Origin of the sequence: Rhizobium croatiense (assembly GCF_019793465.1) — a bacterium.
GTDB lineage: Bacteria > Pseudomonadota > Alphaproteobacteria > Rhizobiales > Rhizobiaceae > Rhizobium > Rhizobium croatiense.
This window is the reverse complement of the sequence record NZ_JAILYJ010000015.1, coordinates 175,201-197,473: the sequence shown is the minus strand read 5'-3', so window position 1 is coordinate 197,473 and position 22,273 is coordinate 175,201. Positions and strand designations below refer to the sequence as shown.

Sequence of the window (22,273 nt, the reverse complement as noted above, 5' to 3'; positions counted from 1 at the left end):
TGCTCTCGTTGATCGCATAGCTGTAGGCGCCCGATGCGTTGAGCACGAGGCTGCCATAGCTGCCGTTCAGCGCCGAGCCGAGCGTGCCCGACGTCGCACCGAAGACTACCGCCGTGACGGTCTTGGTATCACCGGCATTCGGATCGGTGTCGTTGGTCAGCACGTTGCCGCTCGCAACCACGCCGCCCGAACCATTGGCCACCCCGCCCTTCTCGGTCGCATCACCCGCATCGGCAACCGCCGTCGGCGGCGAATTCGAGGCCGACGTCGTAAACATCACATCGACCCAATAGTTCGTCGACTGGAAGGTGCTGGTGGGGAACAGGCTGTTACTGCCATAGCGGTAGACGCCGTTGCCGCTGGCCGGCGCCGTGAGCGGACCGCTAGTCACATTTGAAGTGAAGTAGTTGGTGGTCGTCGAATAACGGCCGGTATTCGTGTGGTAGGATGCAGTGTAGGTTTGTCCGGCCGTCAGTGACACCGGACTGGTGAAATAGGCAGTCTGCCAGCCGCTGGTGGTCTCGTTCGTGAAGGTGAGGGTCGCAAGCCGCGTGCCGGTGCTCGACCATAATGAACCGGTATGCGTGCCGGTATCCTGGTCGCCCTTGTAGAAGCGAATGCCGGTGACGGTGCCTGCCACGGAGGTCTGGAATTTGACGCCGAGTTCAACGGCTGAGCTATCGTTGGTGTTGACGACCGCCGGTGTACCCGAACCGAAGAGCGACGTGTAATTGGGCCCGCTGACGGTGACCGTTCGCCCCGCCGAGGGTGTTTCCAGATTGACGTTATCGTCGACTGCGCGCGAGCGGATGGTGTAGGTGCCCGCAGTTTGCGGCGACCAACTATAAGTCCAGTTCTCATCGCCCGTCGCCGGATGCCAGCTCGCCCCGTTGTCCGTCGAAACCTCGACCGCTGCGATGACCCCGCCGCCCGTATCGGTCGCGGTGCCGGTAATCGTCACGGTGGATCCGACGCTCGCCGTGGCGGGCACCGTAATGACGGAGCTCGGCGCAACATTATCCGTGGAACCGGTTGAGGTGACGAGCCCGGATTGCAGTGTTCCCGGCTGAATGCCCATATCGGCGAGCAGATTGACCATGGCCTGCTGCACGCGCGGGTCCGTCGGCGTCGCCTGGAGGTCGTGATTGTCGCTCAGGCCCCAGGCCCAGTAGACGGTGCCGGCGCCGAACACCAGCGCGCCGCTCGGCGCCCGATAGAGCGTCAGATTATGGGTCGAGACGCCATTCCCGGTCGTGTTTCCGTAATCGAGCAAATAGGTGCTGACCGGAAGCGTCGTCGATGACAGCTTTACGAGGCCGGCTGGATCGAAGCCATTATCGACCGCTTCGTCCCACTCGTAACCAAGATAGTTCTTGGTGAGCGTCGCCGTCTGGCCGGGCTGAAGGTTGGCGACGGTCGTATTGCGCCAGAAACGCAGATTGGCGTCGTCATAGGGAATAGTGATCGCGGCGAGATTGTTGCCGACATCGTCGACCTTGAACAGCTGCCCGGTCAGCGAGTTTTCCGGGTTTCCGCCGCCGATGGCAGGCGGGCTGAGACGCGGATCGCGGAAGGTGCCCGTCCATTCATTGGAAGGGTCGATACTGGCGCTGGGCGACCATGTCTCCTTATAGGTGATCAGGGTGCGATAAGGCGTGCCGTCGGAACTATAGGCATTGCCCCAGCGGGTCCGCCAATAGACCTCATTGCCGCTCCAGAACATCAGGTTGACGCCGGCATCGCGCGCGGCTTCGACATTGGTTCGCTGCTGTCCGGACCAGTATTCGTCGTGCCCGGCATCGATATATGTCTTGTGATTGAGCAAGAGACTACCATAACGGTCGACGTCGACACCGGACATGTACGAAACATCGTAGCCATTCTGTTCCAGCCAGTAGATGCCCGCATATTCGGCGCCGAACAGATAGTCCTGCGGGCCGGCATAGGTGCCGACCCCGCCGCGGGTCGCAATCGGTCTGTTGTAGCTGACCGCATAGGCGCGACCAGCACCCTGCCCCGTCGCCGGGCCGTTGCCGCCATAGAGGTTTGCGCCACCCCAGCCGTTGTATGCCTGCCAGGTCTGGTCGGCGGTCTGGAAGACGATGTCGCTTTGGCTGCCGTCGTCACGCACTATGAACGGGATATGATTTGAGCCGGAGGTGCCATCCTGACGCACGAGCTTGGCGATATAGACGCCCGAGACGGCATCTTCAGGTACGGTCCACGAAGCCGAGACAGCCCAGTTTCCCGCGTCCACCGTGCCTGTCGTGGCATTGCGCAACGGATTGGGCTGGGTCTGCAAACCGGTGTGCTGCATGGTCGCGACCTTGCGGGCCCCCATGCCGCCATAATAGCCGAGCCGGTAGATATCGATCCGGTAGTTGGTGGAATTGGTGTTGATCTTGAAGCTGATCGTCTTGCCGTTGTCGACGCTGATATCGGTCGCAAATCCTTCGATGTTGGAGCTACCGGCACCGACGATGCCCCACTCGCTTTCCGGATTACCCTGCTTCTGATTTTCCAGGACGATCGCGTTGCTGGCCGCAGCGGCCGCGACTGCCTGATTTTGTGTCGTCAGCGACCGCTGCGTCGTCGGTGGCGTCGTCACCGAGCCGGAAAGGATGCCGACACCCTTCGTGGTGGTGCCCTTTCCGGTCTCACCGCCGCCCGGCAAGGATCCGTTCAAGGCCGTTGTTTCCGTCCAACTTGCCGTTCCGCGCCAGCCCGAGAGGGGCGACAGGTTTCGATCGAGAAGCGGGTCGCTGATCGAGGCGGCAATGGCCCGCTTGGCCGTCGACACAAAGTCCGGCCCTTCGGTCAGCTTGGTCCCCGGCAATTGCCCGTCCTGTTGGAGCATGGCGCCGCCATGCGCCCAATCGAGAATTCGCGTGGGGGACGTAAAGTAGCCGCACCCGCACACACCAAAGGGCATGCCGAACGCCAGCGAATTCGCTCCAGCATGCTGGGCGCTCGCCTGCGCTGACGGGCTCGATTCGAGAATGACGACGTTGCCCGAGTGCGCACGCTCGCCCGCCACCGAAGCAGACTCGTGCCCTGAGCCTGTCGGTGCGGGGCTTTGCGGCAGATACGGAGCCAGAGGATCGTCGCCGATGAGGTTCATTCCAGCGTAGGCGCGATAGGGCGGCGATTGATATCCGAATGCAACCCCGTTCGCCTTCACGTTGAAGCCTGCAAAACCCGGCGCATGGGCGAACAACCGCGACGCAACCGTGTCGCCTTCCCGGTCCCCCGTCTCGCCATTTGCTGCGAAAGCGTTGAACAAGGGCGGCAGTGGCTGAGCGATACTGTCCTGACCGTCCGGATCGGCGATTACGCCCGTCCGACGTTCAGCGTCGTGCTCGTTGAGCGCCGGGTTATTGTTGGGATCGTCGACGAGCGTGCCATCATACTTGTTTCCATCCGCTGTTTGAGAGGATGCCGCAAGTTGCGCACTATCCGCGCGCCTTTCGGCAGGCTTGCGCGGCTTTCCCTTTTCGCCGGCTGCCAACCACCGAGGAATCAACGAATCCACCAGGAGTGAGCGCGACGTCCACCGACGAGCGTTGCGATACATGGCCGGCACCTCTCGCGTGATTAACAGGACCGAATCTAAAAGAATCGTTCGGCATGCGGCCCTGAATTGTAGTCGAAAAACACCAGGGTATGTCCTACGCCTTTCGCTCTACTGGCGGCATCCTTTGGGCAAAAGGCCACGCTGCCCCGCAGAGGCGCTGGATCAGAGGCACCAGGGCGAAGTTCAGCGCGTCCTGTGCAGGCTCGAAGCCGCGGGAGTGGCGACGCCGCCGGTCATCATCCGGCAAAAACGACGATCCGAGCAGAAAGGCGCTGCCGGCAAGGTTGCGGCTCCTCAAAGCGAGCGCGCCTATTCCTGCGTGCAGAACCTGTTGATTTTCCCCGGTCTATAGCTTCGCGTCGCGCCGAGGATATATGTTTCTACCCAATTTAGCCTGAAGCACCTCCCCACCTCATCAATATTGATGCGGCAAAGCAAGTGACCTCCACCTTCCTCAAGGCTTCGCCAGACTGCACACTGGCGATGCAGCGTCGGACTTCGCGTCCGGCGTGTTAACAGCGTTCAGGCATCGTATCAGCGTCCGTATAAGAATGTTTTGCAGGCGAGCCATGTATCTCAATCTATCGTACCGCGCCCCGCGCGTGTTCTTTCGCGCGACGTTCGTCATCAGTGCACTCGTCTTTCTTGCCGGCGCTGTACCGCCAGCTCTCGCCGACAGCTCCCCCTTGACTCCACAAACGAAGATCCGCCTGACGGTCGTGCAATGGATACCGTCCAAGGGCCAGTTTGAACGATGGGATGGGATTGGCGGCGAATATACGGTTTCGGATTCAGGCATAATCTCCCTGCCCTTTCTAGGGTCGCTGGCGGTTGGAAATCTGGACAATGAGGGCCTCACCAGCGAGATCGGCAAGCGCCTTCAGGCGAAGATGGGTCTGGCCCAGGCACCTGCCGTGACGATCGATATCCTCAACTATCCCTCCATTTACGTCGTCGGAGACGTGATGGCGCCGGGAGAATACAAGTTTCACTCCGGCTTGAGCGTCCTGCAATCGCTCGCCATGAGCGGCGGTCCGTTGCGGGCTGCGGCGCAGCAGCAATCGGATACGATCAAGCTTGCCGGCGATCTGCGGGAAATCGACCACGCGCTGCTGCGTAGCGCGGCAAAGCTCGCGCGGCTGCAAGCGGAGATGACCGGCGCGAAGGAGATCGTCTTCGATCAACCGCCCGCTGCCGACCGGCAATATGCCGAGAGTATCTACCAGGAGGAGCGGGTCATTTTTCAGGCCCGTGCAAGCGCGCTGGACAAACAGTCGGTGGCTCTCGTCGAATTGCGCAATCTCTTGAACGCGGAAATCGAGACGCTGGAAGAAAAGCTGAAAGGCTCGGACGACAATATCCAGTCGGTCGAGGAACAGCTGACGAGTGTGAGGACGCTGGTCCAGAAGGGCCTGACGATCACCTCACGCCAGATGGATCTGGAACGATTGCTGACCACCTATCGCTCCGACCGGCTCGACCTCGTCACCGCCATCATGCGGGGTCGCCAGGCGATCAATGAGACGACGCGCAATCTCGAGGGACTTTCCGACAATCGCCGCAGCGACAACGCTTCCGAGGTGCAGGCGGAGAAGGCCAATCTCGATCAGCTCAAACTGAAGCGCGACACCACACAACAACTGCTTCTCGAAGAAGTGTCGAACGGCGCGAGGGTAATGAACCGCAGCGACGAGCTGCCGCTGACGTTCAGCGTCAGCCGGCGGCACAAGGGTGGGGTCAATCAGTTCCCGGCCTCCGAAACGACGGAACTGGCGCCGGGCGACGTGGTCAGGGTCACCCGGGCCCGCTTCGCCGATGCACCATCCAAAGACGACGCTGCGCTGCCTGTTCAGACAGAGGCGCATGTCAGTCAGGCAAGCCGGTGATCAGCAACAAGCATGTGCTGCAATCGAGCCCGCGGCGGGCGTTTGAACGCAAGCCCGGGGTAAACGGCTGGGGCTTTCGATGACGTTGAGGATGATCCCGCCCAGCAGCCCGACCTACACCCAGATCCTCAAATCGACGATGCTGATGGGTGGCTCTTCGCTCGTCAACGTTGCGCTCGGCATTATCAGAAACAAAGCCATGGCTGTCATGCTTGGGCCGGAAGGCGTGGGACTGATGGGCCTTTACGGGTCGATCCTCGATATCGCCCAGGCGATTGCCGGGCTCGGCGTCGGCAGCAGCGGCGTGCGCCAGATTGCCGAAGCTGCAGGCACCGATGACGCGGAAAGGATCGCACGATCGGCAACGGTGCTGAGGCGCATATCGATGGTGCTCGGACTGCTCGGTGCGCTCCTTCTCGCCGCCCTGGCATTTCCCGTCTCGAATTTCACTTTCGGCGACTACCAGCATGCCGGCGGCATTGCATTGCTGTCACTGGCGATCTTCTTTCGGCTGGTCTCTGCAGGGCAGACAGCACTGATCCAGGGCCTGCGGGGCATTGCCGATCTTGCCCGCATCAACGTGCTCGCCGGGTTTTTCGGCACGGCCGTCAGCATCCCGCTGATCTATCTGTTCGGCCTGCAGGCGATCGCCCCGTCCCTCGTGGTGATTGCGGCGGCTTCAATCCTTCCGACCTGGTGGTACAGCCGGCGGATCTCACCGCATCCCTCGCCAATGCCCACGCGCCAGTTCGGCCGGGAAGTGTCCGCACTGCTCAGGCTCGGATTCGTCTTCATGGCGAGCGGGCTCCTGACCTTCGGTGCGGCGTATGCCGTCCGCCTCATCGTGCTGAAGGAGGGCGGCGTCATGGCGGCTGGATTGTACCAGGCGGCGTGGGGCCTCGGCGGTCTCTATGCCGGCTTCATCCTGCAGGCGATGGGAACGGATTTTTATCCGCGCCTGACCGCGGCGGCCGACAACAATGCCGAATGCAATCGGCTGGTCAATGAACAGGCGGAAATCAGCATGCTGCTCGCTGGCCCCGGCCTGCTCGGCACGCTGACGCTCGCGCCGCTGATGATGAACCTGTTCTATTCGGCGGATTTTCATGGCGCAGTCGATCTTCTGCGCTGGATCTGCCTTGGCATGATGCTGCGAATTATTTCCTGGCCGATGGGTTTCATCGTCGTTGCCAAGCATACCCAGACGATTTTCTTCTGGACGGAGGTTGCAGCGGCGGTCGTGCATGTCGGGCTTGCCTGGCTCTTGGTATCGCTGCTCGGCACCCAAGGGGCCGGCATGGCGTTTTTCGGCCTTTATGTCTGGCACAGCATCCTGATCTACGTGATCGTGCGGACACTGACCGGTTTTCGCTGGTCCGCCGCCAATCGCAGACACGCGCTGCTTTTCCTGCCCGCATCGGGACTGGTGTTCCTGACCTTCTCGATCGTGCCGCTATGGCCGGCGACGATGATCGGCTTCGTCGCCGTCATTATCTGCGGGCTCTATTCGCTGCGTATGCTGATCGACCTTCTTCCGCCGGAGTCCGTGCCGGCAATCATCCGCGGCTGGATCACGAAATCAGCATAACGAGCAATGCGCGCATCCGGAGATACGCGCATTGTTGGTCATGCAGATTTGTCGTGTCGGGCAAATGCCGGTTCAGGCGACCGCGACATCCATGGCACGTTGATCGCCGGCGGCTCCGACGTTCGCTTCCGCAAGGGCTGCGCGAAGTGCCTCAACAACCCGGTCCATGTCAGACACCGTCATCTGGGCGTAAAGCGGCAGGATAATCGTTTGCTGCTGCGCAGATGTGCTTCGCGTCAGGCTCGTGGCAGCGCGGTGGGTGCGCTCACCGGAATAGGCTCCCTCCAGGTGGATGTTCATCACACCACGCCGGGTCGAGATGCCCTGGTCGAGCAGGCTCTGCATGACGGCCCGCTGGTCGACCGTGTCGGACAACCTCACGCAGAAGCTCTGCCAGTTGCTTCGAGCCCAGCCCGGCTCGGCCGGCGGAGAAAGCCCGGCAATCGTCGACAGACGTTCGCAATATTGCTCAGCAAGCAGCCGGCGCTGGGCAACCAACTCCGGCAGCCGCCGCAGCTGCTCGCGTCCGACGGCGGCCTGAAGGTCGGTCATCCGATAATTGTAGCCCAGCTCGTCATAATCCTCGAAAATCACCTGCTTCGAGCCGTGGCGGACGGCATCGGTGACGCTCATGCCATGCTGGCGCCACAGCCGGAATTTCCGGTCATACTCGGCATTGGCCGTGGTCAACATGCCGCCATCGCCCGTCGTGACGACCTTTCTCGGGTGGAAGGAGAAGCAGGCGATGTCGCCATGCGGCTTGCCGATCTTTTCCCAGCGGCCGTCCCACAGGATTTCGCTTCCCGTCGCGCAGGCCGCATCTTCGATGACCGGGACCCCGTGGCGCTTGCCGATCTCGACGACAGGCCGGAGATCACAAGGCATTCCAAGCTGATGCACACAGAGGATTGCCTTGGTGCGGGGCGTGATGGCCGTTTCGATCAGGCTGGGATCGATGTTGTAGCCATCGGCCTCGATGTCGACAAATACGGGCACCGCATTGCAATATCGAATGGCGTTCGCGGTTGCGATAAACGAATGGCTGACCGTGATGACCTCGTCGCCGGCGCTTACGCCGACCGCCATCAGGGCCAAATGCAGCGCGGTCGTGCAGTTGGATACGGCACAGGCGTGTGCCGCGCCGACAAAGGCTGAGAATTCACGCTCGAAAGCGGCGACTTCCGGCCCCTGGGTCACCCATCCCGATAGAATAACGCGGCGCGCGGCCTCAGCCTCTTCCTCTCCGAGGACGGGTTTGGCGACAGGGATTGTGGATAATAACGGGCTCATGCAGCTTGACCTCCGGCCGCAGCAGTCTTCGACTGCCACCACGCGACAAGGTCACGAAGCCCCTGCTCCATCGAGATTTCTGCCTTGAAACCCAGAAGCCTTTCGGCCTTGCTGATATCAGCAAGACGACGGGTTACGCCATTGACCGCGCGCGCCTCTTTGTGTTGCGGCTCGAGTGAGGATCCCATGATGTCGCTCAGCATCTGCGCGAGTTCCAGCAGGCTTATTTCCCGACCGCTCGCGACGTTGAACACCTCGTCGGTAACGTCACTTTTTGCTGCCAGCACGTTTGCCCGGGCGATGTCACGTGCATCGACGAAGTCCATCGTTTGGCTGCCGTCTCCATAGACAAGCGGCGGCATTCCGGCTGCAAGGCGTTCCATCCAGCGGATCAGCACTTCGGTGTAGGCGCCGTAAACGTCCATTCGTGGCCCGTAGACGTTGAAATAGCGCAGCGCGACGTAGCGTAGGCCATACATGTCCGCGAAGCTGCGCAGCAATCCCTCGTTGAAGGTCTTTGCCGCGCCGTAGATCGTCCGGTTATTGTAGGGATGATGCTCTTCGGTCGTCGGAAAGCTTTCGGCAAGCCCCAGCACGGAGGCGGAAGAGGCCGCGACGACCTTCGAAACACCCGCCTTGACGGCAGCTTCGAGAACATTGAACGTTCCTTCGGCCAGGACTTCGAAAGCCAGTCGTGGCTCTTCGGCGCATTGGGTTATGCGGATGGCTGCCTGATGAAAGACGATATCGACGCCGTCGAAGGCTTTCGCCAGCAGTGCCCTGTCGCGGATATCTCCGTCGATGATGTTAAGGGGCGCGCTGCCTATTGCCGAGCTGAGATTGTCCCGGCGCCCGCGCACGAAATTGTCGAGGATGATGATCTCGCGAGGTTTTTCCAATGCGACAAGATCGGCAATATGCGAACCGATCAGACCTGCACCGCCGGTAATGAGCACCCGTTTATTTCTCATGATCTTTCCTCACGCGACATGTTCGTCATCGGATCATTCTCCGAACGCCAACGAATAAATTTTGCAGGCACTCCTGCGACAACCGAGAAAGGCTCGACGTCGGAGACGACGACTGCTCCCGCTCCAACGATCGCTCCCTTCCCGATCGTCACGCCGGGAAGGATAGTCGCATTCGTTCCGATATCGGCCTCTGCGCCGATGCGGACCGGCCTGATTTCAAGATCCGTTCGAATGATCGGTACATCCACCGGCAGTGCCGTGTGGGTCGAGCCAAGCACCTTGGCGCCAGGTCCCCACCCGACGGAATCCTCGATCACGAGATCGCGCGCGTCGAAATAGGCCATCGGCCCGATCCAGACATTGTCGCCAATTGCGCATCGGCCGTCGAAGCGCCCCTGGATATAGGCCTGAGATCCGATGAACACCCCGTTGCCGATCTCGAACGTCTCCGGGTGTTTGAAGCCGGCGCCGCCCGCAACCTGCAATCCCGTGCCGCAGCTGCGCGTGATCGCCTGCCAGATGGCTTTGCGCATCATGGTGTCGACGACACCATCGCCGGTCGCGAAGCGACCGTAGAGTTCGATCAGGCCGGCGCGTCCATAGGCTTGCCTGAGCTCTTCGACCAGCCCGGCTTGGTAGGCCGGATCTGTCGGTCTTTCCTGACGGCCATGGACCGCATGCACGACCCGGGTCTCGCCCGCACCATTAGCTGACATAGGCGTCTTCCAACGCAGCTGCCACCTGATCGACATGCCGCGCGGGCATCTCAGGATAGATCGGCAGCGATAGAACCTCTTTTGCGGCGGCCTCCGAGACGGGGAAATCTCCGACCCGGTAACCGAGGTCGGCATGGGCCTGCTGCAGATGTACGGGGATCGGATAGTGCAGCCCGGACTGAATGCCCTCCGCGCTCAGCACGCGCTGAAGTTTGTCGCGATCGCGGCTTCTGATGGCATAGACGTGGTAGACGTGGCGCCGGCCGGCTTTCTCGACCGGCGTCGTCAAATGCCCCGATCGCCCAAGCAGCGACGAGTAGCGGCCCGCATGGGCGCGGCGCGCCTCGGTCCAGGCCTCAAGATGCCGCAGCTTGATGCGCAGGATCGCGCCCTGAATGGCGTCCATGCGGTAGTTGAAGCCCTTCAGCAGATGGTGATAGCGCTGCTCCTGGCCCCAGTCGCGCAGCATGCGCATTGTTTTGGCCTGGTCGTCGCGGTTGGTCACGACGATCCCCCCCTCGCCGCAGGCGCCGAGGTTTTTACCCGGGTAGAAGCTGAAGCAGCCGGACGTGCCGAGGCTGCCGGCGCGCGCACCTTTGTATTGCGCTCCATGAGCCTGGCAGGCGTCCTCGATAACCGGTATCCGGTAGTGGTCGGCAATCGCTTGGATCGCATCCATATCGGCCATCTGCCCGTAGAGATGGACGGGAACGATGGCCTTGGTGCGGGGTGTGATCTTTGCCTCGAGCTGAGCCGGATCCATCGTCAGCGTGACGGGCTCGACATCGACGAATACCGGCCGTGCGCCTGTGTAGCAGATCGCCGAAACGGTCGCGACGAAGGTAAATGGCACGGTGATGACTTCATCGCCGGGGCCGACGCCAGCCGCAAGAAGCGACAGATGCAGGGCGCTGGTCCCGGTGTTGACCGCTATCGCATGTTTGACGTTGCAATAGTCCGCGAATTCCTGCTCGAGGCGGGCGACCTCCTCGCCCAGTATGTATTGCCCCGAGGCCAGGACGCCGAGCACGGCGGCGTCGATTTCGCTCTTGATGGAGTTATATTGTGCCTTGAGGTCCAGGAACGGGATCATGCAATAAGCCTCGCCTCTTCGAGCTCGATGATACGACCGCGCTGAGCGAGCGACCGGCTTGCGGCTTCAAGGATGCGAACCACACGCAGGCCTGCCTGGCCATCCGTGATCGGCCGCGAATTCTGCTCGATGCAATCGACGAACTGATCCAGCTCGCGTTTCAACGCCTCTGTCATATCGAGCTTCGGCGCCCACATGTCGCCGCTACGGTATCCCACCAGCATCTGATGGACCTTCTCGCCATATGCATCAGAGTTGGGGCACATGGTGATGCCCTTGTCGTAGACCTTGATCTTCTCGCTGGGCTCCAGATCGTCATAGACGATCATCTTATTGCTGCCGCCGATCAGCGTGCGGCGCACCTTGACCGGCGCCAGCCAATTGACGTGGATGTGGGCGATGAGCTTGCTTTCGAAGAAGAGCGTCAGATAGGCGATGTTCTCCGGTTCGCCGAGGACATGGCTCATTCCCGTCGCGGAAACCGCGACCGGCCTTTCCTGCAGGACATGGTCCAGGATGGACAGGTCGTGCACGGCGAGATCCCAGATGACGCTGACATCATGCTGGAACAGCCCCAGATTAACGCGAACCGAGTCATAGTAATACATGTCGCCCAAGCCGCTTTCGACCAGTTCGCGCATTTTGCGGACGGCGCCGGTGTGGACGAAGGTATGATCGACGGCGAGCACGAGGCGTCGCCGCGCTGCTTCTTCGACCATTCGCGAGGCTTCCTCCGTCGTCGATGCCATCGGCTTTTCGACGAAGACATGCTTTCCGGCCATCATAGCCTGCATTGCCAGCTTGAAATGGGTGGAGACCGGCGTCGCGATGGCGATCGCATCCACTCTCGGATCGCGCAGGACTTCTTCGAACTTGTCGGTGATCGTCACTGCTGGATAGCGGCTCTTCACCGCCGCCAGCCGTTCGACATTGAGATCGCAGACTGAAATGAGCTGCGCGCCGCCCGCCTCCGAAATATTGCGAACCAGGTTCGGGCCCCAATACCCATATCCAACAACAGCAATGCCGATCATCGCATTCCTCCAAACGCTTGCATGTTTACTGACCGGTCATGCACGTGACCGGTGATCCTGGCCGGAACGCCGGCAACTATTGCGCCGTCAGGCACGTCCTTCGTTACAACAGCGCCGGCGCCGACTTGGGCGGCCTCTCCGATGGTCACGCCAGGCAGAATGGTGGCGTTGCTGCCGATTGACGCGTGGCGCTTGACCAGCGTGGGAATGACAACCCAGTCGGCTTCGGTCTGCAGGCTGCCGTCCGCATTGACGGCACGCGGGTAGGTGTCATTGGTGAACATCACGCCGTGGCCGATAAAAACGCCGTCCTCCAGCGTCACGCCTTCGCAGAGGAAGGAATGGCTGGAGATCTTGCAATCTTTTCCGACGGTGACGTTCTTCTGGATTTCAACGAAGGTGCCGATGCGCGTTCCAGCGCCAATCGTGCAGCCGTAGAGATTCACAAGATCTCGATGGTGAATAACGCAGCTGTCATCCAGCTTGACGTTCGATGCGATCATCCCGGCTCGCCCCCACTCAAACAGGCCCTGATCTGGCTGAAACCGGTCACAATCGTATGAATGCGCAAGATTTCATTTCAACAGAGCAAATACTTCTCTGCCTCCAAAGAGAATTGTTTTCGCCCTCTTAGTAAAGAAACAATACGTCGAAGCTTATTCACCAAAAGGCGTATATGCTTACGAAAATCGGATGACGAGGCTCGCGAACGTCTATGGCCATCGCTCGACAGCAGCGGCCATCAGCCAGCGGTCGATCCTGCCCCTCATCAAACACCGGGCATTGATTGCCTATCTTTGGCGAGCGTCACTGAATATATATAGTAATGTCATAAACCGCCATGCAAATTGCTTAGAAATATATTGATCAGTTTCAAAAGTTGATCTATTGATAGCCAATCATGGAACAAAGGTGCAGGCGTAACCACTATTAATTAGTGTAACAACCCCAGAACTGTGGTAATAAATTAACACTTTTGTTAATCAAACTCTCCTTTCTGCGAGGGGAGTTAGATGTTCGACTTTGTGTACCGCGTGGAAAAAGACTAGGAGGATAAGGCGTTGGATTCAATAAACATAAACCACAGGCAGGAAAATATAACACTTCCCCTAGAGATAGAAAATGGTTCGACGGCGCTTGTCCGACCGGGAAGTCCGAAGCACTCCCTTGTCATTCTCGACAGGAGGGAACTTGATCGGCATTGCCTTGCGCAATGCATGGCCGCCCACACGGAAGACTTCCAGATTCTGGCGTTCGGCTCGATTGAGGAGTGGAAGCAGAAGCGCGAAGAATATCCTCCGCTTTCGGCGATCCTCTTGAATGTCGGCGGCAAGATGGTCGACGAGCCTGCCGTTTCGGAGCAGATCAAGAGCCTTTCCTCCGAATTCGTCTCGACGCCGGTCATCATACTGTCTGATAGTGACGATTTCGCCCAGATCGTCAGGGCGATCGACTGCGGAGCCAAAGGCTACATACCGGCCTCCGTCAGCATTAGCGTTTGCATGGAACTGATCGCGCTATCGGTAGCAGGTGGACTTTTTGTGCCCGCAAGCGCGCTGTTCGCCATGCGTCACCTGCTGCAGTCGAGCAGCTCGACAGCCCAGCCGCTGGCTGGGATATTCACAGATCGCCAGGCCGAAGTCGTCGCGGCCCTGCGGCGCGGCAAGGCGAACAAGATCATTGCCTATGAGCTCAATCTGCGAGAAAGCACCGTCAAGGTGCATGTCCGCAACATCATGAAAAAGGTCAAGGCAACCAACAGGACGGAAGTTGTGTTCAAGCTCAACGACTTGTTCCACGATGGTATTTCCGGCATGAGCGCAAAGACGTTATGCTGATACCAGCAGCGGGGAATATCTTCGTAACTTGCAAGCTGTTCCTGCCCAACTCACCCGGTGACGCGCATGCGTCACCGGGTTTTGTGTTACGAGGACCCGTTGATCTCGCTTCCTGCACTCTCGGCGCAGTTGCCCCCGGCCTGCTCATCCTCCAACTCGTCGCCCGATAGAATTCAAGGCGTACCAATACTTCGGCCCGATTGCCCGCTTGCAGACCAACTTGACCCAGGGCAATGAATTTCTGACTTCGGGGCAAACCTCGAGAGCAAAGCGTTGAATAGCCGCGGCTGTGGCAACATCGAAATTGTTGAATGCCAGGCCGGCCTGCCGAAGCGCGTGTTTTCCGAGATCTCTGGCAAGAAAACGTCTTAATTTCTCATCTTGCCTGAGGCTATCGGCGCCTTGGCGAAACAGAATATCAAAAGCCTGTTGTCTTTGCCGGAGATCGGGAAGGATAGTTTGTCCATAGTATTGCAGCGACATGTTTGAAGCATGTCTGCGGTACACTGCTTGATCTTTGTTGATGTAACCCACCCCGGCATGTGATGCGAGCCGCAGCCACATCTCCATGTCACCGGCATGCGGCAGTTCCTTATTATAGCCGCCGACCTGTTTTTGCAGCGTCGTTCTTACGACGGCGGTCGGTGTCGGCACTAGGTTGTTCGCTCCGCTCAACCGCATGAATTGCGGACCGGAAAAGACCTGCGTCGCGGGCACGCCGTGGGAGCCGAGAGGATCGACGCGCTTGGTTATGGCGCCACTCGGCTCGGCAATGAGGGCGTTGCCGAACGTAAACCCGACATCCGGACGATCGCGCATCAGTTCCGAAGCGCGGCCGAGCGCACCCGGCAAGAGATAGTCGTCCGCGGAGAGAAGCAGGAATAAATCGCCGCCTGCCCACTCGATTCCCTCGTTGTAGGTGGCGATGTGGCCCTTATTTGCCGTGTGCCGCCGATAGGCGACCCGGCTGTCCCGGGATGCCAGAGCGATTCCGACTTCCGGCGTATTGTCTGGCGAGCAGTCATCCAGAATAAGTACACGCACATCGACGCCCGCTTGGGTAAGAACAGTTTCAACACATTCCTCTAGGAAATGAGCGTAGTTGTAGCAGGGAATGACGACATCAACGCGTAGCACGCTTGTTCCTCCGCAGGCTGTCTTTCGGCTTCACTTTGCTTTATGCACGGACGTTGAGGCGTGCGTCCGCACAGCCGCTTTCGAGTAGGACCATGCAGCTCTCAACAGGGCGGATCGGGCATGCAGCCGGGAGCCTGCACGTTTCAAACCGCTCTGAAGGCGCCCCCAACGTGTAAGGGCAAAACGGGTCCGGGACCGAAACGTGTCGTAAAAGGCGACGTTCGGGCTCAAACTTCCTGTTTTCCAAGGCTTCACATTGGTCACGAAATGAACGATGGCGGGCTTCTGCTCGAGCGCGATGCCGGCGATGGCCTGCATTGGCTCGAACTGAAAATTCCACGCCCGGTCCAGGATCTTCCACTTTCCGTCGCAGGCAACGTTGAGAGCGTCTTGGTCGGAATATTCCGTCGTCGGAAAGCGCTCAAGATAATCCAGCGATCGTTCCGATATTCGCTCGTTTCGCCATTTTGCAACGTCGATAAGTAGAATGCCGGCGTTGAAATACCGTTTGACCCGAGCGCCCCCTGTTGCACCTGGTCCGTTGCGCGCAGCACTATCCAGCCAGTAGTCGGGTACCGCGCCGATCACTGCGTCGCCGAGGTCGGTATTCCATAACTGTTCGAGCGCAGTCAGCACCAGGATGTCGCCATCCAGATACAGAGCCCGGTCGCAGGTCTGCGGAAGGAACTGCGGCAGAAGGATCCTTGCAAAAGTCATCCTGGAAACGCCGGGGCGAGTGGAAAATCCGCTTGCGAAGGACAATGTGGCGATGGGATGCCACTGAATGACGGCAGAACTTGCCGGTAGAGATTCAAAGATCAGTCGCTTTGTTTCTTCGCCTATGCCCTCATGAATGACATGGATGTCCAGGGGCCATGCGCTCTGGTTATTCTCGGCGACCGATCTAAGAGCGGTCGCCAAAGGGACGGCGTAGGCCGCATCGACCGCAAAGACGATGGGGCCCAACCGCTGTTTTGTGCCCGCAGGGGCGACTCCTGTTGGTACGCTACGCACATTCATGTTTCCGGCACATCCCATCGAAAGAGAGCATCGCCTTATAATGATCGACGTTGCCGTTCATGGCCGGATTGCTGCGGCTTCCTGAACAGGAAGGCCGACGGCTGGGGTAGTCAGATGGGCGTAACCCGTTCGCGAGGCCCGGGCGCCGGCCATGCTCTTGCCTCCGCCTGAAAGCTTCCACTCGAAATATGCAATCGTTTTTTCAAGACCTTCACGCAGATTCACCGTCGGCTGCCAGCCGAGGTCCTGCGTTGCGCGGGAAATGTCGGGCTTGCGCTGCGTCGGATCGTCGATCGGCAATGGATTGTAAACGATGCTTGATTTCGATCCCGTCATCTCGATGACCATTTCGGCCAGTTCCCGGACCTGGAATTCTCCCGGGTTACCGAGATTGATCGGACCGGTAACACCGGCGGGCGCACCCATCAGGCGGATGAAGCCCTCGATCAGATCGTCTACATAGCAGAATGAGCGCGTCTGCGTGCCGTTGCCGAAGATAGTGATCGGCTCGTTTTGAAGTGCCTGAACGATGAAATTGGAGACGACGCGGCCGTCATTGGTCTGCATGCGCGGTCCATAGGTATTGAAGATCCGCGCCACCCTGATTTCGACCCCGTATTGACGATGATAGTCGAAGAACAGCGTCTCGGCGCACCGCTTGCCTTCGTCATAACATGCCCGCGGGCCGATGGGATTGACGCTGCCTCGATACTCCTCGGGCTGGGGGTGGACGGCCGGATCGCCATAAACCTCGCTCGTCGATGCCTGGAAGATCTTCGCCTTGGTGCGTTTGGCCAGGCCGAGCATATTGATGGCCCCGTGCACATTGGTCTTCACCGTCTGCACGGGGTCGTGCTGATAGTGGACCGGAGATGCCGGACAGGCGAGGTTGTAGATCTCGTCGACCTCGACATAAAGCGGGAAGGTAATGTCATGACGGAGCACCTCAAAGCGAGGATCGTCAAGAAGATGCAGCACATTGTCGCGCGAACCGGTGTAGTAGTTGTCCACGCAGAGGACGTCGTTGCCCTCTCGCAAAAGCCTTTCGCACAGGAATGATCCCAGAAATCCGGTGCCGCCGGTAACCAAAACTCGCTTGTGTCCGTGCATTGATGTGCTCCATTGTTGATGATTGCGCGCAGGACGAGAAACAGGTCAGCAGGCTCCCTTGCCCTTCAAGACCGCAGGAATTGTGCTGAGAAGGATGTGCCAGTCGAACCACAAGGACCGGTTATCGATGTAGAACCCGTCGAGTTGCTGCTGCAGCTCGATGTTCGCATCGCTTCGTTCGGATATCTGCCAGAGGCCTGTCAGGCCCGGTATGACCGAACGCCGCTTGTCGCGAAATTCGCTATCCATCGCCGAGAGGTGATACTCCGGAAACGGACGGGGTCCCACGAAGGCCATTTCCCCCGCAATGATATTCACCAGCTGAGGGAGCTCATCGATGCTCGATGCGCGAAGGAGATGTCCGATCACCGGCAAGACGCGCGGATCCTCCCGAAGCTTGAAGTGAGTGGACCATTCGGCTTGTGCGGCTGGATTGTCTCGGAACAACGCTTCGAGGCGTTGTTCCGCATCTCTGTACATCGTCCTGAGCTTCAGGACGTGAACCGGCTTGCCAAACAAACCTTCCCTGGCGTGCCTGAAGAAAACCGGCCCCGGATCGATGACATAGATCGCCGCAGCAGCAATGAGAATGACGGGCATAAGCACCAGCACCGCGGGGATGGCGATCGCCAGGTCGAGGGCGCGACGCACCAGGTTCGAGTTTGCCGCCGCCCCGCTGCTCGCCAAGCGAACACCGATCTCGCCGCCGATCTCCGCCGGTCGCAATCCGGCTACTTTGACGTTTGGCGTGTCGGAGAGGAGGATGACTTCAGCGAACGTCTTACGCAACGTCGCCAACTCGGCGATGTGTGAGCCCGTATCATCGGCGATCAAGGCAATCGATGGGCGGTCATCGGGTGATAGTTCCGAAATGTCGAGGGAGCAGGATTCCGGCCGAATGCCATACTGCCAATGGTCTTTGAAATGCGCGATGAGCGCGGGGATACGGTTGCGGCTCCCGATGATCACCGCCCGCTCTCCCCAGATACCAAGTCTGCGCGACAGACCACGGGCAACCCCATGCATGGCAGGCTGAGCAATCAACCCGAGGCCGAGAAACCCAAAGAGGGGAAGCAGCAGTCGCGTCCCTTCCGGTAAAAGGATCGCCCCGAGCGCTGCGATGACAGCGACCTTGCCCGACGCTGTCGTGCGGCGGCGCAGATGTTCATGATCGTGGATCCGATAGCCGGGATAGAGCGCGCTCGAGGCATAGAGGATGATCGCTGCCAGGGCTGTGAGGGCGAAAGCACGTTCCAGCACCATGTTCTCCGACCCGTTTGGAAGAAACGGCAGAAGAAGAAAATAGGCTATCAGATAACCCGCGATGTCGCCGGCAACCAACAATGACGACGTAGCAAACCGAGGTATCCTGCGCCTGAGTGGAACTGGTATATTTAGCCTTCGCCCCTTGCTGAACGCCGCGCCCGGCGTGGCGTTTGCCATCGGCGGGACAGAATTTGCCGGACCTGTTCGCGTGGCCACATCATTTGGGGTGATTGCCTTCGGCAGGTCGGATATCGACGCTAGTAGGGACATGATGGCTTTACACCTTTACAGCTACTGCTCTTGGCGCGCTCGATCCAAAAACCTCGTCTTCGATGGGAAATTTCCGAAGCCCCAGTCTCTGGAATGCTGTCAGTGAGATGAAGGTCGGCACGACGAGCGCATAGCGCCGCCACAGCCGTCGCGGCTCGCAGAGAAGACGAAACACCCATTCGAAGCCGCTTCTTTGAATGATCCTGGGAGCCTGTCGCTTCAGGCCGGCGTGGAAGTCGAATGCAGCGCCGACACCGATGAGCATCGATGCATCAAGGCGATCGCGCATGCGAGCCATCCAGAGTTCCTGCTTGGGGCTGCTAAGACCGACCCAGATAATATCCGCGCCTGACCGATTGATCCGCTCCGCAATATCCGTCTCTTCCTGCAGCGACAACTGATGAAAAGGCGGTGCGTAGCAGCCGACGATCTGCGCTTCCGGGAATTTTGCGAGAAGGCGCGCCTGCAACTGCTCCAGCGTCTCGGTCGTCGCGCCATAAAGGAAGTGGCGCACGCCTTTGGATCTGCCGGCGTCGAAAACAGATAGCATCAAGTCAGGTCCGTAGACCCGGTCGCTCTCCAAATGGCCGGCGCGTTTCAATGCCCATACCAACGGCATGCCATCGGGGGTCACGAGGAATGCCCGGTTATGGATCGACCGAAGCTCGGCATCGTCCTGGCATCGGACGATGCCGTGCGCGTCGCGAACGCACACATATTCCTTCCTGCCGTCTTCGATTGCGCTTTGAATAAGCCCGGTCGCGCTTGTGAGATTGACTGCCGAAACGCGAACACCAAGGACATTCGTCCACCCCAAGGAGCCCTTCGGATGGAGAACTGAAGTTTGGCTGCCGTCTGCTGATTGCTTTCTCATGACCTGCGCTTTCGCGACCGAAACTGTCATCAGAATATCCTGGTAGACCGATTGCCTCCATACTTGCCGCTCCAGCTATTGGACGTAGAATAGACTTTTCGTTTACGTCTTACGCCGAGATGACGTACAATATTCGAAGTAAGTCTGCGTACCCCATAGCTTGCCACGTTGCTCCTTATGATGAACGCAGTCACGTAATTGCGGTTTGACCCTAGCAGAGCTGCAGAAGATATCGTTTCGTGCGAGCAAAGACGGTTAGGATTAAGCACGAACAAGCCGGGAAGAGGGACATGGTGAACCGATAGGGGAGACGGCCTCCGGCTGGCGAGCCTTCCAGTTCGATCGCCACGCTCCACTCGTCGATGCTCTTGCCTGCAGCCGTTGCCGGCGCCACGCAACTATCCTTGATCGGCAGTACAAGTTGCCATAAGGCCGGCCTTAATCGTCGCAGAACACCGGTGGTGGCGGTGCCTCTTGTTACTCGGGCGCGACTACGCTTCCCGTGTCCGCCCCGGCCTTCTGAAGATCCCCCAGACTGCCAAATTCCCCGGACCGCATGATCCTCGGATTTACTCGGAAGCTCTGATTGCTCAAATTGCCGATGTAGCGGTTACGCGCGAATTGCACATATCCAGGCCCGTGGTCCGGAGCGTGGACGTACGCTGCAAGCCCGTTGCTACTGTCGATCGACACGACATTGCTCTCGATCCGATTGGGGCGTGCCCAGGGCGGGTGCCAGCCCCTGCCGGTACCGTCATCAACGCGAAACGCCGCGCCCGATCCGCCTGTGATGACGTTTCCCGTCACCAAGTTGCTCCAGCCGCCGTTGATGCCGATCCCCGATACGTTGTCCGAGAGCGAATTTCCTTCGATGCGCAGCCCGCTCGCTTTCCCATCCGTGTATATTGCCCAGCTGATCGGAGACGGCCATTCGCTGGTGTTTTCATATCCGGGAGGCCAGAACGTCCCATCGGCCCTGTTCATGAGGTGGCCGGTCCCGGTTACGAGATTGGAGCGGATGATGCTGTTCAAGGGGTCGGCCTGCTCGCCCATCATCTTGATGGCGCCGCCATCTGCGGTCTGCTGGTTGGCATTGCGGATCACATTGTGCTCGATGACGGCGTTATAGACCGCGTCATTGGAACCCCACAGCGAACCGCCGGCGATCCCGAACTGCGCCGTGTTTTCGATCAGGTTGTCGGCGATCCTGACATTGTCGGCCGCCTGGAACCATATTCCGGCGGTCTCAATATAAACCCTTCCAATGTCATGGATGTGGTTTGAAAGGATTCTGGACCCATCCGACTTGCCGAAGGTGCCATAATTCGTGCCGACGTAGATCCCGTTGCCGGCCACATCCGTAATCACGTTGCCGGCGATCAAGGCGTCCTTGCTTTCCGTCACATGGATCCCGACGCCGACATTCTCGATATTGTTGCCCAGGATTTTGACACCATGAGCGTGTTCGATCCGGATGGCGCCAAATCCTCTTGTATCCGTATAAAATTTGCCGCTGCCTTCAGGGGCTCCATCTCTAATCTCGAGCCCGGATACAACCATCCCATTGGCGCCATCCAACTTCAAGAATGTCGCCAAGAGGCCGGCAACGACGACGGAATTTGGGAACGACTGATCGACAGGGATATAATGAAGCTGGCCTGCGGCAAGGTCGTGCCACCACTCTCCAGGCGCGTCGAGCAAGCCTTTGGTGCCAGTAAGGAAGTAGCGACTGCCTTCCGCGGTAAAGAAATAGCTTGTGCCTTTGGTATGGACGATCCGGCCGGAACCATCGATGGATACGACCGGAAGCGTATCATTGCCCCACTGGCTTCCGGGTTGAAATCCTCCAACGATGTTGACGACCAGCCCGCTCGCATCCCCCAGTTCCGGAAGATCGCCGGCATGGAAACAAAAGCGCGTGTTTCCTTCCCACATATCGATTGCAGGTTCGCACTTTGCGGCGAATAACCACCCCTTGCGCGGGTCGCCATCAGCCGGAGCATTGGGAAATCGAGCCCGAGTTTGCCGTATCCGATTGACGAAAAGGTCGCCGACGCCTTGCTCCGGCGGCAATGTCAGCGGCGCCGTCCAGCCGCCATAGGACTGCCGCGCCCAGTTGCCCACGCGTGGCCCTCCATGCAGAACCGGGGCTTCATTGCATCTTGCCGCGAGGATCAAACCGGCATCGCGGGCGTCGAAGACAATCGGCTGGGTAAGGTAATAATCGCCCTTACCGAGCGCAATTATATTGGGACCGCCTATCTCGCGGGCAGCATCACGGGCTCGTTCGATGCTGGCGAAAGGGCCATCGTCCCCCTGCTGATTTGCGGTCGGAAGCAGGCCGCTCCAAGTGTCTTTTCCATCGGGAGAAACGTAGAATATCGTCCGCGCCGCAGTGCTGCTGCTCAATGCGTCGCCTAAAGAAGTCCCATTCAGTTCGGCTGCCGAAGTCGCTGAAGCTTCCGTGCAGGTCGCTTCCCGGATGAGTATCTGCAGGCGCTCGGGCGCATCTCCCTCTGTCCCGGCTGGAGCCGGATTGCCGGGCTGCGCAAAGAGCATGACAGGCAAGATGCTCAGGATCAGTCCGACACGCCGCTTCATAATGT

Annotated in this window: 16 protein-coding genes; 3 read left to right on the top strand and 13 right to left on the bottom strand. The window is 59.3% G+C overall.

Annotated features, from left to right (window positions below; translation table 11 throughout):
- Nucleotides 1-3,574: N,N-dimethylformamidase beta subunit family domain-containing protein (locus tag K6M89_RS23195; RefSeq protein WP_222141133.1), on the bottom strand; the 3,574-nt coding region annotated here is incomplete at its 3' end.
- Nucleotides 3,575-4,143: 569 nt separating this feature from the next.
- Here K6M89_RS23195 and K6M89_RS23190 point away from each other — a divergent pair.
- Both K6M89_RS23190 and K6M89_RS23185 read left to right on the top strand, forming a co-directional pair.
- Nucleotides 4,144-5,460 carry a polysaccharide biosynthesis/export family protein gene (locus tag K6M89_RS23190; protein ID WP_097583723.1) on the top strand — a complete coding sequence of 439 codons (1,317 nt, stop codon included), beginning with the start codon at nucleotides 4,144-4,146 and terminating at the stop codon, nucleotides 5,458-5,460.
- A 79-nt stretch (nucleotides 5,461-5,539) separates the two neighbouring features.
- Nucleotides 5,540-7,048: an O-antigen translocase gene (locus tag K6M89_RS23185; protein WP_222141132.1), complete on the top strand. Its 1,509-nt coding sequence runs from the start codon at nucleotides 5,540-5,542 to the stop codon at nucleotides 7,046-7,048.
- A gap of 72 nt (nucleotides 7,049-7,120) precedes the next feature.
- On the opposite strand, the gene K6M89_RS23180 is transcribed toward K6M89_RS23185, so the two are convergent.
- Genes K6M89_RS23180 through K6M89_RS23155 form a run of 6 tightly spaced genes read right to left on the bottom strand, consistent with a single transcriptional unit; the run spans nucleotide 7,121 to nucleotide 12,655 of the window.
- Nucleotides 7,121-8,338 carry a DegT/DnrJ/EryC1/StrS family aminotransferase gene (locus K6M89_RS23180; RefSeq protein ID WP_222141131.1) on the bottom strand — a complete coding sequence of 406 codons (1,218 nt, stop codon included), beginning with the start codon at nucleotides 8,336-8,338 and terminating at the stop codon, nucleotides 7,121-7,123.
- Entirely contained in the window at nucleotides 8,335-9,309 is a 975-nt protein-coding gene (locus tag K6M89_RS23175; protein ID WP_097583718.1) for an NAD-dependent epimerase/dehydratase family protein, read from the bottom strand. Before K6M89_RS23175 ends, K6M89_RS23180 begins: the two co-directional genes overlap by 4 nt.
- Nucleotides 9,306-10,025: an acyltransferase gene (locus K6M89_RS23170; protein WP_222141130.1), complete on the bottom strand. Its 720-nt coding sequence runs from the start codon at nucleotides 10,023-10,025 to the stop codon at nucleotides 9,306-9,308. The genes K6M89_RS23175 and K6M89_RS23170 overlap by 4 nt, the downstream gene beginning before the upstream one ends.
- Entirely contained in the window at nucleotides 10,015-11,118 is a 1,104-nt protein-coding gene (locus K6M89_RS23165) for a DegT/DnrJ/EryC1/StrS family aminotransferase (RefSeq protein ID WP_222141129.1), read from the bottom strand. Before K6M89_RS23165 ends, K6M89_RS23170 begins: the two co-directional genes overlap by 11 nt.
- On the bottom strand, nucleotides 11,115-12,152 hold the full coding sequence (locus tag K6M89_RS23160) for a Gfo/Idh/MocA family protein (protein ID WP_064685173.1): 1,038 nt from the start codon (nucleotides 12,150-12,152) through the stop codon (nucleotides 11,115-11,117). The genes K6M89_RS23165 and K6M89_RS23160 overlap by 4 nt, the downstream gene beginning before the upstream one ends.
- The gene (locus K6M89_RS23155; RefSeq protein WP_010028549.1) at nucleotides 12,149-12,655 is read right to left on the bottom strand and encodes an acyltransferase; all 507 of its coding nucleotides are present in this window, start codon (nucleotides 12,653-12,655) and stop codon (nucleotides 12,149-12,151) included. Before K6M89_RS23155 ends, K6M89_RS23160 begins: the two co-directional genes overlap by 4 nt.
- A gap of 558 nt (nucleotides 12,656-13,213) precedes the next feature.
- Here K6M89_RS23155 and K6M89_RS23150 point away from each other — a divergent pair.
- The gene (locus tag K6M89_RS23150) at nucleotides 13,214-13,990 is read left to right on the top strand and encodes a response regulator transcription factor (protein WP_222141128.1); all 777 of its coding nucleotides are present in this window, start codon (nucleotides 13,214-13,216) and stop codon (nucleotides 13,988-13,990) included.
- A gap of 144 nt (nucleotides 13,991-14,134) precedes the next feature.
- On the opposite strand, the gene K6M89_RS23145 is transcribed toward K6M89_RS23150, so the two are convergent.
- The 6 genes from K6M89_RS23145 to K6M89_RS23120 all read right to left on the bottom strand — a co-directional run bounded on the left by K6M89_RS23145 (nucleotide 14,135) and on the right by K6M89_RS23120 (nucleotide 22,268).
- Nucleotides 14,135-15,127: a glycosyltransferase family 2 protein gene (locus K6M89_RS23145; protein WP_222141127.1), complete on the bottom strand. Its 993-nt coding sequence runs from the start codon at nucleotides 15,125-15,127 to the stop codon at nucleotides 14,135-14,137.
- 30 nt (nucleotides 15,128-15,157) lie between these two features.
- Nucleotides 15,158-16,147: a glycosyltransferase family 8 protein gene (locus tag K6M89_RS23140; RefSeq protein ID WP_222141126.1), complete on the bottom strand. Its 990-nt coding sequence runs from the start codon at nucleotides 16,145-16,147 to the stop codon at nucleotides 15,158-15,160.
- Between the two features lie 57 nt (nucleotides 16,148-16,204).
- Nucleotides 16,205-17,257 (bottom strand): UDP-glucuronic acid decarboxylase family protein, encoded by a 1,053-nt coding sequence (locus tag K6M89_RS23135; RefSeq protein ID WP_222141125.1) that lies wholly within the window; start codon nucleotides 17,255-17,257, stop codon nucleotides 16,205-16,207.
- Between the two features lie 45 nt (nucleotides 17,258-17,302).
- Nucleotides 17,303-18,793, bottom strand: a complete 1,491-nt coding sequence (locus tag K6M89_RS23130) for a sugar transferase (RefSeq protein ID WP_222141124.1) — start codon at nucleotides 18,791-18,793, stop codon at nucleotides 17,303-17,305.
- A gap of 7 nt (nucleotides 18,794-18,800) precedes the next feature.
- Nucleotides 18,801-19,667, bottom strand: a complete 867-nt coding sequence (locus K6M89_RS23125; RefSeq protein ID WP_222141141.1) for a WecB/TagA/CpsF family glycosyltransferase — start codon at nucleotides 19,665-19,667, stop codon at nucleotides 18,801-18,803.
- Nucleotides 19,668-20,144: 477 nt separating this feature from the next.
- Nucleotides 20,145-22,268, bottom strand: coding sequence for a right-handed parallel beta-helix repeat-containing protein (locus tag K6M89_RS23120; RefSeq protein WP_222141123.1), 2,124 nt, complete (start codon nucleotides 22,266-22,268; stop codon nucleotides 20,145-20,147).
- Nucleotides 22,269-22,273: the final 5 nt, after the last annotated feature.

Excerpts from the sequence above, each read along its gene's own strand:
- K6M89_RS23190 (WP_097583723.1), top strand. The coding sequence starts at position 4,144 with ATGTATCTCAATCTATCGTACCGCGCCCCGCGCGTGTTCTTTCGCGCG.
- K6M89_RS23185 (WP_222141132.1), top strand. The coding sequence starts at position 5,540 with ATGACGTTGAGGATGATCCCGCCCAGCAGCCCGACCTACACCCAGATC.
- K6M89_RS23180 (WP_222141131.1), bottom strand. The coding sequence starts at position 8,338 with ATGAGCCCGTTATTATCCACAATCCCTGTCGCCAAACCCGTCCTCGGA.
- K6M89_RS23175 (WP_097583718.1), bottom strand. The coding sequence starts at position 9,309 with ATGAGAAATAAACGGGTGCTCATTACCGGCGGTGCAGGTCTGATCGGT.
- K6M89_RS23170 (WP_222141130.1), bottom strand. The coding sequence starts at position 10,025 with ATGTCAGCTAATGGTGCGGGCGAGACCCGGGTCGTGCATGCGGTCCAT.
- K6M89_RS23165 (WP_222141129.1), bottom strand. The coding sequence starts at position 11,118 with ATGATCCCGTTCCTGGACCTCAAGGCACAATATAACTCCATCAAGAGC.
- K6M89_RS23160 (WP_064685173.1), bottom strand. The coding sequence starts at position 12,152 with ATGATCGGCATTGCTGTTGTTGGATATGGGTATTGGGGCCCGAACCTG.
- K6M89_RS23155 (WP_010028549.1), bottom strand. The coding sequence starts at position 12,655 with ATGATCGCATCGAACGTCAAGCTGGATGACAGCTGCGTTATTCACCAT.
- K6M89_RS23140 (WP_222141126.1), bottom strand. The coding sequence starts at position 16,147 with ATGAATGTGCGTAGCGTACCAACAGGAGTCGCCCCTGCGGGCACAAAA.
- K6M89_RS23135 (WP_222141125.1), bottom strand. The coding sequence starts at position 17,257 with ATGCACGGACACAAGCGAGTTTTGGTTACCGGCGGCACCGGATTTCTG.
- K6M89_RS23130 (WP_222141124.1), bottom strand. The coding sequence starts at position 18,793 with ATGTCCCTACTAGCGTCGATATCCGACCTGCCGAAGGCAATCACCCCA.
- K6M89_RS23125 (WP_222141141.1), bottom strand. The coding sequence starts at position 19,667 with ATGAGAAAGCAATCAGCAGACGGCAGCCAAACTTCAGTTCTCCATCCG.
- K6M89_RS23120 (WP_222141123.1), bottom strand. The coding sequence starts at position 22,268 with ATGAAGCGGCGTGTCGGACTGATCCTGAGCATCTTGCCTGTCATGCTC.